The following is an 11,950-nucleotide window of genomic DNA, read 5'->3' as shown; positions in this document are numbered from 1 at the left end:
AACGTTTGATCGAATTTCTGCAGCAATCGACCGATTCGTTTGTGGTGACAACGAGCGAGCATTATGCTCGACTTGCGACGCAATTACCGGCCGACGTGGCAATTCTTGGAGAATGCGCAGAATTCCCGCGCCAGGGAAGTGTGCTGGTGTTGGGCCAGAAGGCATCACTGGCGCAACGGAACAATGGGGCAACCAAATAGAGTCGTTTGTTTTCGTTGCTGCTAGATTGCTTTTTCCTATGCGGCTCGGCGAATCGTTCCAGAGATTTCTTCTGGCGTTGTTTCTTTCACTGTCTGCTGGGTGAACTGAGGAGCAGCAGGACGTAAGTAACGCCACCAGATGGCTGCAAGCTCGGACACGGCCTTAAAAAAGTCGCCTCGCTTTAGTTTCGAGCCGGCTACATCCTCCCATTGATCAAGCGGTAATTCGTAGACTGTCTCCTGCAGGCGGGCTGAAGTGGTTCTGCGCTGCATACGAATCATCCGAGCCAAGAGTTCCACATCGAATATCCAACGCGAATGGAACGGCTGTGAGAAGGCAGCCATGATTTCTGGCGAAGCGCGAAACATTTTCGCGCCACACTGTGTATCACGAAAACGCACTCCTAGCGTGAACGACGCAACCTGCGCAAACACAGTTCCTAATCGACGCCGAAGAGGCTGTCGGCAAATGTTGTGTCCGAGCAGCGGCATCCGCACTCCCAAGAGTAATTCAATTTCGGGCCGGCGTTCTAGTACGGAAATGAAGTCGACAATGGCCTGCAAAGGAGTTGCCAAATCTGCGTCCCAAAAGCCGATATAATCTGTATTTCTACGTGCTGCCTGCAAAATTCCTAAACGCACGGCTTCCGCTTTGCCACGGTTTTGAACAAGATTCAAAACTTCAAATTGGCGTGGATTCGCAACTGCTAATCCTTCAATAATCGTCAACGTGGCGTCCTGGCTGCCGTCGTTAACTAGCAGAAACCGGACGTCTTGGTGATCGATCGAGAAGCGTCCAAATTGCGCGGAATTAAACCGCCGGGCTTCGTTGTGGCACGGGACAATAATGGTCGTCGTTGACATGGGTGTTCCTATTGTTTGCTTGCTGATCGACCGACTCGATCTTTCCTTGTTGACGTAACAAGACTTATTTGAATTGCCACCACGCCGGGCCACTCGTTCTAATCGCCGGTTTCTCATTAAGGGGAGGCGATGGAGCATTGACAGAGGGTTGATTGGCAATGGGAGGAGGCAATGGCACGAAGGTGGACAAAAACCGTGGCCAATATCCATTTAGTTGATCCATGCACTCCGCTAATTTGCCGGATTGAAGCTGAGAATCAGCGCGATACAGAATTTTTCCGAGTTGACCCAGCTCCGAATCGGTAAATTTCAGATCAAACAACTGCACATCATCGATCCAAACGCGACCTGGCCCCATCAAGTCGAAACGGACGCGGAGTTTATCAAGGCCTGAGAGGGGTAGATCGTCAATTGGCAACTGGAAATGCGACCACTGTTCGCCGATATGAAACTGGCCCTGTCCGACTTGGGCATGCGGATAATATTCGCCTTTTCCATCGTCGATGGCCAGCCAAAGGTTTGGTTGTTGTTGTACGTCTTCTACGCGCAGCCAAACTGAAAAGGTGAGCCGTCCCGTGCGGGGCACAGGGAAAGGTTCGCTGCACATCGAAACTACCGAGCCATTGGAATCTAACCGTGCCGCCTGTTTGCCAACAGGCTTCGTCTGCACTGCGGCGCCCTCGGCGTCGATGCTGAGACTGCCGCCCGCGGGATTTATCATCGACCAGCCTGGAATTTGACCATTTTTAGCGGGCAGTTCGAAACTGGGGTTTACTAGGAGCTGAAGTGCCGGTGGATTTGCCAACATGGCTTTGCGCTGTAGCAATTCGTGCACACGGTTGTCGAGCCAAGGCTTTAATTTGTCCTCGTCTAAATTGGCCTGCGCGCTTTTAATCCGTGCATCGGCGCCCAAGAATCGCACTGCGATCAAGTCGAAAGGCTCCATCGCAATTGTCCAATTGGCGCCAGCCAAAGCGGGCAACCTGCGCTGACCGCTTAGTTCGTCAATGCGACAGCCGAGTGGAATATCGAGCCCAAGAGTTACTGTGACAGGCCATTCGGAGTCGTTCACAACGTAGGCGTAAGTGCTGTTATCTCGAAACAACGTGCGAACAGTAACTGGCTGCGCAACCTGTGCAAGGGTTTCGAATTTTCCAACCGGCAAGCGACGAAACGCCGTCACAAAATCGGTGAGTGAATCCTCTTGTCCCATGGGCAAGAGCAATCCACCGTCAAATATGAAATCAGCATCGAACGCTGCCAGAGCATGTATAAATCGTTGGCGATTGCGCCGATCAGCAGGCAACAATTCTGCGTAAAGCTCTTCAGCACATGGCTTCTCTTTTCCAAATGGGCTTTTAGCATCGAAGGACGACAGACGGGCGTGTTGTGACGCGTGCAAAAAGAGCACACTAGACGCCATATTTCCTCGGAATTGCTCGTCGAGGTCGCTCGACCTGTTCAGTTCCAAATCAGTGCCTGCATTGCACAGCATTTCTGGCGGTTCGAGGCATTCGGGTCGAACGAGGGCTAGGCCCCGCTCATCACGAAGTAAGTTTGTTTGAATTCCCACACTTAGGAGTGCCTGATCGATGGAAGTTTTTGCGGGTAAAGACGGCCGGAACAACCGTTGCGATTCGGGAGAATTAAATAGATTTGTTGCCGTTAGATAGAAAACAGCATCAGGTCGAACAGACGTAAGCTCCTTTTGCAAGCGCAGATAAAAGTCCGCCATTTTGCTGGCGCGCCACTTTAGCCATGTCTCCCGGTGCGGATTGACGACATCGTTGGCATCTGGCCGAGCAAAGAATGCAGCTCGTTGGCCGTACCGTGTGCTGCCGGCGCCGGGGACATTGAGACCGGTATCTCGCTGAAAGCGGGCGACGGTGTCGTCGTCGAGTCCCCACAATTCACCGGGCAACTGTGCATAGCCATCGGCGGATAGTTCGATTGCCAATCCCGAAAACGCAGGGTGCCGACAATATCGGTGTACTAATTCACGCACGACCGCCAACATGACATCCTGAACGTATGGATTCAACGGATTGTAAAAGGTTGGCTTACCGTACCTTTGCTCGGATTTATCTGGTGCGCGAAGTTGGCCAGTATAAATTTCGCCTTCGGAACCGATAAGCTGGATTCCAACCGCATCCGTCCCGCCGCGTCGCAAGCGGTTTTCCAATTCCGGCAAAGGCGCTGCAAATTCTAAAGAAGGAATCAGCTTCAATCTTTCCCGATCAAAAATACGCGCCACCAATTCCAGCGAATCTTTTCGAACCGGGTCTTGAGCCGTTTCGAAAAACGCTCCTTTGTCGAAACGAGTCGTCGGTTCGACCAAAGTGCTGGGATAAATTGTGCTGCCTCCCGCCATCACGGTGAGCATATGCCCGCCGTAACCGACATAGTTCAGATATTCTGCCAACCGAATTGCGCCATCATAAAAAAATTGCCAGTCGTTAAGGCTGCGCCCACTTGGGGGGTCGAGTACTTCCGGACTGCCAAAACATTCTGAAATCAGTGGCTGGCTTTGGTAGGAGGCAAGCAAACGCTCCGGAACGGGGACACCGGCCAATGGGAAATGAGGCAGCTTACTGGGACCTGCCAATACACGGATTTTTCCAAATACAGCCGGAAGGTCATCGCGGCGATTCGTTAACAGCACGATTGGATTTTTGGTGCGCGGCCAAAAGAGCAAGCGATGCTTCAGCCACTTTGCCGGCATCGCCATGGATTCATCGACAACGTACACACCCGAATCTAGTCCGATGGGCACAACGGCACCGGCGGCATTCGGCTCGACAATGCTAACTCCGAGCGTTTGTAGAACGTCGCTCGGGTATTCGATTTCCAAGATATGAGGTGTGCCGAGTCGATTGATCGTCAGAGGATAAGCTTGCCAATGGAGTTCGGGTGAGTTTCCATTCGATGCCAGTTGAACGCCTGAACCCAATGGTTTTTGCCAGGGCTGTAAAGAAATATTGCCAAAATTGCCTTGACCAAGATTTGGGAGGAGGGATGATGCCACAAATCGCTCGTACCAGTGAGGATTTGCAGGATCAATCTCCATGACAGGTGTCCAACTTGTGTTGGCATCGGACGAAGACGCGGGCAACTGATCCTGCACAACGACAAATTGCACGTGACGTTCTGCAATTTGTTTCGATTTCGTCCAACGCAAAGCAGCCGGTTCAGACGCTTCAATAGCGATGTCGTACACGCCGTCATTGGGTGGAGTCGTGAATTCCCAATGAATGGTGGCGGGCACCGTCTCTTCCGCTGTTGTTTTAATGGATTGTTCCTGAGTGCTTTGCTCTGGTACTCCCACTCCTGCGGAGCTTAGGCGTGCGCGTAACTGCAACGTCGTGCCAGCCGCAACTGGAAGCAATCGAGGTTCGATATCGAGTTTTAGCTTCTCGCCGGGTGAGAAAATTAAGCTATCCTGCGGCAATATGACTCGCAACAGGTCCCCTGGCGCACGCCGAATTTGCAATCGATTTCCAACTTTATCGAGCGCCAGATTTATTGCCGGTTTACTCACCAAATCTGATAGTGTCGCCTCGGTGGCAATGGGGGAAGAGTTTGGTTCGTGAGCGTCACGGAATTCAAGTTTTAGCACAGCGTTCAAGGGTGCGTTCACGGATACGTCAAGACCATCGTAGGAGCGTGCGCTACGCTCATGAATCTCAATGCGATTTCCGTCCGACCACATCGACCCAGGTTCGTCGGCTTCGATGCCCAAAGGCTGAACAAGAGAAAGCGTTCCGCGGTCGATGGAGATCTCGGCTTGCCACTGCCGAGGTCGATCAATGCTGCGCCCCCATTCCATTCGCAGTTGCACAGTTGGGTCCGCCAAAATCGAGGCGGTTTGCCAGCAAAACACTACGATCCAGATAACATAGTGAAGCCTGCGATGCGGGCGCGCGCACCATCGGCGCAGTATTGCTGCAGGTGATGCAAGCTTTACGGAGACACAGTTGATGTTCGGACTTCCTTGTCCGACCATGAGATGCTCAATGGGTCAAATTCATTATCATTCCATGAAATTCCCATCGCTGGGAAAAGGAGGCGGATTATAGAGTAGACTCTTCCTCAAACCCAGGTCGGAACAGATAGTTGCGTCAAATGCTAGCGTGTAGTTTTTGTTGCCGTTCTTATGGCAACCGGGATGATGGGCTGATCCGACGAATATGAACTAGGGAATTCACCCATCAATCACAGCGATTTGTTAATTCATCTCCTAATTTTGCTAGCGTTGCTGGCAGGCCTGTCTGGCAAGCCGCGGTGAATTGATTCAGCGCTGTTTGCATTGCTTCCGCTATATTTGGGCAAAGATTGGAAATTTCGTTTACCTCGAACCAATCGTCGGGTTTGGCAAATAATTCAGCTCGCGGCACAGATTGATGGCTAGTTGCGTTCTCACCAAGATGCTTTTGTTGAATGCTATTATCTGAAAGACGTAGCGACCAAGCAATCGTGGCAAGAAACTTTTGATCCGGCAGCGAGACGGCGCATGCCAATTCAGAACCAATCAAACGTTCATGCTTTAAAAGATCCAGAATGGATCTTCCAAAACCGGCTGAAGTGGCTGAATTGTCTGGCGATGGAGTAACGCCCGACAGAAGGCGATCAGCATCTAAATTACAGCAATCCAAAATCGTGTACGGCATATCTGCAGGCTGAACCAAATGTTGCAGGCGTCCTGGTTTAGCAATTCTCTTGGGGAGTCGGATTATCCATGGTACATGCACTAGTTCTGCATAGAGTGCGTCATCGCAGGCACCGACCCGACTATGTTCTCCTAAAGGGAACCCTCGCGGTGAAAAGCAAACAATGAGCGTATTCTCTACATTCTCAGTACTTTTGATCGCTTGGAGTAGTGAGTAGATGAATTGATCAATAAGTGAAACTTGCCCAGCATAGGCCTGTACGATGGCAAGCAACTCATCGGGATCAAAGTTTTGTGACAAAATGCGATTCGGTACGTTTGTCCAACTTCCAGCTGGAGGATCGTCTTCGCCCACGAATTGTCGGCGAAACTCTACCGGTGCATCCCATATTTGCCCCAGGGTGCCCGTATGAATCCATAAGAAAAATGGGCGCTGAGCCACTTCCAGCCAATTGCCCGTTGCAGCGAAAATTGCTGCGGCGTCAGTTTCCACGGCATTTTCAGCAATTTCATTGTTGCCATTTGAGCTTGGTCTGACACTAGACGATTCAACAAATATTCGCTCTGCAAATGGTATAGCCAAAGGATGGCTGGCGACCGTACGATCGTCCGAGAGTAACGCCGTATGCCATCCAGCCTGAGAAAGGATCGTCGCTAAATGCTGCCGCTGGGACTCATGATTGTTCGGACATAAGGCGTGCAAACCCAGCCACAGCGAACGGTAGATTACTTCCAGATGAGGTGAATCAATGACAGCCCGATCCAGTACAAGTGATTCTGCTGCTAATTGATCCAACGCAGGAGTCCGTACCCAGGCATTTCCGTAAGCACCGATATGCCCGATATGTAAGCGATCGATTGCTACACAAATTATGTTAGGCCGTTGATTACTATCGACGGAGTGGGGCATTTACATGTCTCATTCCTCGGCGCCGCGAATTCGAAGAATAGCCCCAACTTCCGGCCAAAATCGAGTGCGGGCATATATCAGATGCCTTGAGCTCGCCCGGTGGAATCGCCGAACCGTTGGATGCCTTGAATTTCCATGCGCTCCAACATACTCAGAAACAAATTACACGCCGGTATCGAATTGAACTTCACGTAACGCCCTGGAGACAATGTACCGCCGCCATTTCCCGCCAGTACAATCGGCAAATTGTCGTGACTGTGGCGGTTACCGTCTGCGTTGCCGCAGCCGTAAACAATCATCGAATTGTGCAGCAGTGGCTGTCCGTCAATATCTTGTGTTTCATTCAGCTTGTCCAAGAACCAAGCGAATTGCTTCATGTACCAGATGTCAATTTCACCCACTTTCGCCAACATATCTTCATTGCCATGGTGGTGTGAAAGATCGTGATGGCCGGCAGAAATATTGAGTTCTGGAAATGGTCGATTGCTTCCGTCATGGGCCATCAGCATCGTGGCGACCCGAGTGGAATCTGTTTGAAAAGCCAGCACTAACATGCTGTACATTAAATGCAGGTGTTCCTCGTAACTGGTCGGAATGCCAGCGGGTGTGTCGATGGCGGGATCGGGTGGCTGGCCAAATTGCTCAGCACGCTGGATGCGCTGCTCAATTTCTCGCACGCTAGTTAAGTAATCATCAAGTTTTTGTTGATCTCTTCCAGCCAGATTTTTTTGCAAAGACCGAGCGTCTTCCATCACAAAATCGAGGATCGAACGCTGTTGCTGCTGGCGGAGCAAGTAATTATCCTGCCGTTGCCCTTGCGGACCCGCTCCAAACAAACGTTCGAATACCAGGCGAGGATTCGCCTCTGGCCCCAACGGCGAAGTGGGAGAACGCCAAGCCAAATTGAATTGGTAGGCACAGGAATAGCCAGAATCACAATTGCCCGATTTGCGGGCTGGCTCGCACGACAATTCGAGAGAGGGAAACCGAGTGAGATGACCAATGTGTTCGGCGGCAACTTGATCGACGGAAACGCCGGCATGGATATCGGCGCCGGCAGTTTTTCTTACACGCACTCCGGTCAAAAAAGTGCCATTTGCACGGGCGTGGTCACCAGCACCGTCAGGGCCCGGCGTCGCATTGATGTGATCAAGTCCGCTAAGAACCTGAACGTGTTGCCTAAGTTTTTCGAGCGACTGCATGGTGCGGCCGAATTGGAAATCAGCCGTGCCAAACTGAAGGCCAGTATGAGAATTATTTTCTGCAATTTTAGGCCACCAATAGTCCTGCCGAGCGCCGTTCGGAAAGTATACAAATGCCATTCGTAATGGAGCGCCGGTGGCAGTCGTCGCTGAGGTTGGTGCGGTGGGATCAGAAACAACACGACCAAACGCTTCGGCGGCTCGCAGCTTGGATGGCAACAAGGATTCGAATGCCGGCAGAGCGACGCAAACACCGAGACTTCGCAAAAAGTGCCGTCGATTTATATCACGTCGCCGCGGTTCGCCATTGACATTTGGAGCAACGTTATTCATTTCTGTACCTGCTGGCAAAGAAGAACTTTAAGGCTTTTGTGCTGTTTGTCCGACAACGGCGATTGCTCTCCGCCTCTTTTCAAATTGTGGCGAATCTATTATTCCAGTCAAGAGAGCGGAGAACTGGCCATTTTCTTGTTGCAGCCGATCAACAATGGTATCGACCGTATCCACGTCGTCATAGTTTAAACCCCGCCCCAAGGCAAAGGTCAGCAATTTTTCGGTCAAACAGCGGTAAAAATCTTCACGATACCGGGTAAGCAGGATGTGTTTGAGGTCCTGAACGCTTTCAAATTTTTCTCCTGTCAAAAGCTCCCCCGTAGAATCTATCGGCTGTCCACGCTCTTTATCTCGCCACCTTCCCAGGGCGTTGAAGTTCTCGAGCCCCAATCCGAGGGGATCCATTCGGGTGTGACAGGAACTGCACAAAGGCTGACTGCGATGCAATTCCAAAACTTCCCGTGAGGTTGGCTGATGATCTTTAAACCCCTTTTCCGAGTCTTCAAGCAATGGAACATTGCCCGGAGGGGGTGGCGGCGGAGAGCCCAAAATGTTGTCCAGGATAAACAGGCCGCGCTTTACGGGCGAGGTGCGGTCGGGGTTCGAAGTGACAACAAGCACGGCGCCCGTTGTCAACACCCCGCCCCTTGGGCTGTCTTTGGGCAATGCCACTTGGCGCATTTCGTTTCCGTGGACATCGGGGAGTCCATAATAGCTGGCCAGTTTTTCATTCAAAAATGTGTAATCGCAATCGATTAAATCCAATACACTCCGATCTTCGTGAACAATATGGTCAAAGAGCATTTCGACTTCCTGCTGCATCGCATGGCGTATATCGCCATTTAACTGCACGGCATTGGGGCGATTGCGAAGCTGACGGAAGATGGAACGGCGATCAATATCAGGGCCGCCATTGCGAAGAGTATCGAGTAGCTTTCGCAATTCATCGTCTTCGCGGGCGACGACGGCTTGTTCGTTGATGGGCGTTCCTTCTACATCACGCACTTGCAGCCATTGGCCGACAAAGTTTTGAGTCAACGCCTCGCTGCGCGGATCCTTAATCATCCGTAGAACCTGCTTTTCTAGGTTCATTCGCAGTTGTCCCTGCTCAGCGAGCTGAAATAGCTCACGATCCGGCGTGGACGACCACAAAAAATAAGACAGGCGCGAGGCCAACGCGTATTCGTCCACCAAGGGATAGGTGTCGTTCAAATGCGTAGGATCAGGCTCTTCTGCTCGGAACAAAAATCGTGGCGATGCCAGCACGGCAACCATCGCCCGTTGCACGCCTTCTTCAAAGCGTTTATCGGGCTGAGAGTAAACTGACCTAGCGATCGTTACCAATCGTTCAATCGTTTCATCATCCACCGGGCGACGGTAAGCCTGCTTCACAAATTTGCTCAAAACCTCTCGGGCATACTGGCGGCGCTCGTCTTCGCTGCTCGGTGGCTCGCTTCGCGAAAAAAAACGATCGTAGTTTGCAGTTTTTACACGGTATTGATCTTCCAATGGCCCCTGAACTTGCACTGAGGTAAGTATCAAATCCAGAGAATTTATTTTTTTGCTTGTCGGCGTAAGAGGCTCCAAACTTAACGTGAACGGATGATCGCCTTCGCTTAATTGTTGTTCGAATTGAAAATGAAATTTTTTGCCGTCGTACCAGCCGAATTCTTCTTGCAATTCTTGTTGATCATCAACTTTGAATATGACTCGACAGCGACCCGGATCGAATTCAAAGTTGCCTTGAACAACCACATCCAATAACACACGATATGTTCCTGTGTGCAATGCATGGAACGAATGGGCAATTGTTGCCGGTTGATAAAATGACAACCGACTGCCATTGAGTTTTTCGTCCGCTGTGTGAAAGCGGTTGCCTGGGATCGTGTGTTCGTCGATCGATCGCGGTTCCGTGGGGACCGCCCCAGCCACAATCGTTTCCGCTGCTTTCAGGTACTTTTCCAACAGCAACGGCGAGACCGTGAGCACATCACTGATATTGTCGAAGCCATAGCCTGTATCGTCCGCGGGGAATTCTTCCGTCGTCTTGTAATCGAATCCCATCAAGTCGCGAATAGTATTGCGGTACTCAACTCGGTTTAATCTCCGCAATGTGACGTGACCGGGATCGGGATCCCGAGGATTGATGCCCAGCCCTTGATACTTAATCCATTGCGCTAGCAACAGTTTTTCTTCATTCGTAGGTCGAAGATTGCCAGCGGGCGGCATGATGTTGGATCTGACGTTTCGCAATACCTTCCACCACAGGTCTGGATTGTGCAGTAACTCGTCATCGGTTTTGAATTCGTCGAAGGCCACCTGGCCTTTCTTTTCGCCAAAACCATGACATTCGTAACAGTATTGGACAAGAAGCGGCTCAATTTGCTGGTGGAACTCCGGCTTCGGCTCATTGTCAGCAGACCAAGCAAGCTGGGCATTAAGAAAGGGGCACAGCGCGCACCCCAAAGCCAAGCGAAAAATGCGCAACAATTTCCCCATGAACCAGCGATCGGATTTCTGATTCAACACTAGCCGTACCCCAAAATTACTTTCCCCGAACTCCAGCCGATATCTAGTTTAAGCAATTCCAGGGTTTCCACGCAAGAAACACTGTGTTAGTGGAGGGCCGTTTAGCCAACTTAGCAATTCTGAGGGGCTACAAACGCCAAGCAAAAGGGCCAAAAACTAATTAATCGCCTCACCACTGCTTAAATCGGTAATGGTGTCCACAGCCGGGGATGATAATTTAGCGAAAAACCAATCCAAATTATCGTCGGTTGGCGTGACCGTAGTTCCGCCGGTCAGTGTGTCGGAAAATCCGTCGTCAAATATGTTGGTGGAGTCGAGTGCCGGAAGGGTTATGTTATCACTCATGGCACCGCCCGCCCGCAACTGTGAAACACGAAACGCAAAATCGAGGCTGGTAGATTTCCAAAAATCGAGGATGGCATTTTGCGTATCGGAATCAGTATCAAAGCTGGTTGTGCCGTTAATAATGATGTCTTCGCCTCCCCCTCCCGAAAGCGTATCTTGGCCATCGCCGCCCATAATTAAATCCCGGCCATCCCCACCTGTAATTGTGTCGTTGCCTGATCCACCGACAAGGATATCGCCACCCCCCGTACCGGTGATCGTATCATCGCCACCGTTGCCCGACAGAAAACTGCCCTTCGGATTCTGACCACCCTTCAGGGTATCGTTTCCCGAGCCGCCAAGCACATCGGTAATGTTGCTTATTCCGCCAGATATATTTGTTGCCGTTCCTGCCGTCAGGTCGACATTTACGGCGGTAGTGTAGGCAGAGAAATCCAATGTATTGAACTCGGTTGTATCGCCGCCATCAATTTTGCCATTAAATTTCTGGCCGTTGGGAATTACAAACGAGTCAACTTGCGGACCACCAGTCAGATTCTCGATGCCAGAAAACGTGAAACTGTTGACAGTTCCCGCATTACTGCCGGTAATCGTCCATATATTTCCTTGAACAGGATTTACTAGATTAGGGCCAATTAGCGTGTCGGATGTGTTGCTGCTGCTGCTGCCAATGACCCCCTCTAGATTGGCAATGCCGCCCGTGCCCGTCGCAGTGTTTGCCGTCAGGTCGACCGTTATGGCGGAACTGTAGAGTGAATACTTAAGGACATCTGTGCCCGTTCCGCCATCGATGGTTCCTGTAACTGCCGCTCCATTGGCGAATACGAATGTATCGGCCCCGCTGCCCCCCGTTAAGCTGCCTATGCTTGAGAATGAAAGGCCGTTTACCGTCTCTTGATTG

At 51.1% G+C, this 11,950-nt stretch carries 7 protein-coding genes; 1 reads left to right on the top strand and 6 read right to left on the bottom strand.

The genetic code is table 11. The annotated features are described in order from the left end of the window. On the top strand, positions 1-200 hold a 200-nt coding region (locus VFE46_02275), incomplete at its 5' end, for a hypothetical protein (protein ID HZZ26808.1). Positions 201-236: 36 nt separating this feature from the next. Here VFE46_02275 and VFE46_02270 read toward each other — a convergent pair. The 6 genes from VFE46_02270 to VFE46_02245 form a co-directional block, all read right to left on the bottom strand. Continuing rightward, positions 237-1,064: a glycosyltransferase gene (locus tag VFE46_02270; GenBank protein HZZ26807.1), complete on the bottom strand. Its 828-nt coding sequence runs from the start codon at positions 1,062-1,064 to the stop codon at positions 237-239. Positions 1,065-1,128: 64 nt separating this feature from the next. Continuing rightward, a complete protein-coding gene (locus tag VFE46_02265) occupies positions 1,129-4,917 on the bottom strand; it encodes a hypothetical protein (protein ID HZZ26806.1) in 3,789 nt (1,262 codons plus the stop codon). A gap of 355 nt (positions 4,918-5,272) precedes the next feature. Then, complete coding sequence (locus VFE46_02260; GenBank protein HZZ26805.1) at positions 5,273-6,640, bottom strand: sulfatase-like hydrolase/transferase; 1,368 nt, start codon at positions 6,638-6,640, stop codon at positions 5,273-5,275. Between the two features lie 77 nt (positions 6,641-6,717). Then, the gene (locus tag VFE46_02255; protein HZZ26804.1) at positions 6,718-7,962 is read right to left on the bottom strand and encodes a DUF1552 domain-containing protein; all 1,245 of its coding nucleotides are present in this window, start codon (positions 7,960-7,962) and stop codon (positions 6,718-6,720) included. A 240-nt stretch (positions 7,963-8,202) separates the two neighbouring features. Then, a complete protein-coding gene (locus VFE46_02250) occupies positions 8,203-10,704 on the bottom strand; it encodes a DUF1592 domain-containing protein (GenBank protein ID HZZ26803.1) in 2,502 nt (833 codons plus the stop codon). Positions 10,705-10,860: 156 nt separating this feature from the next. Next, on the bottom strand, positions 10,861-11,950 hold a 1,090-nt coding region (locus VFE46_02245; GenBank protein ID HZZ26802.1), incomplete at its 5' end, for a calcium-binding protein.

The organism is Pirellulales bacterium (genome assembly GCA_035656635.1).
GTDB lineage: Bacteria > Planctomycetota > Planctomycetia > Pirellulales > JADZDJ01 > DATJYL01.
This window is presented reverse-complemented; position numbering and strand designations above follow the sequence as displayed.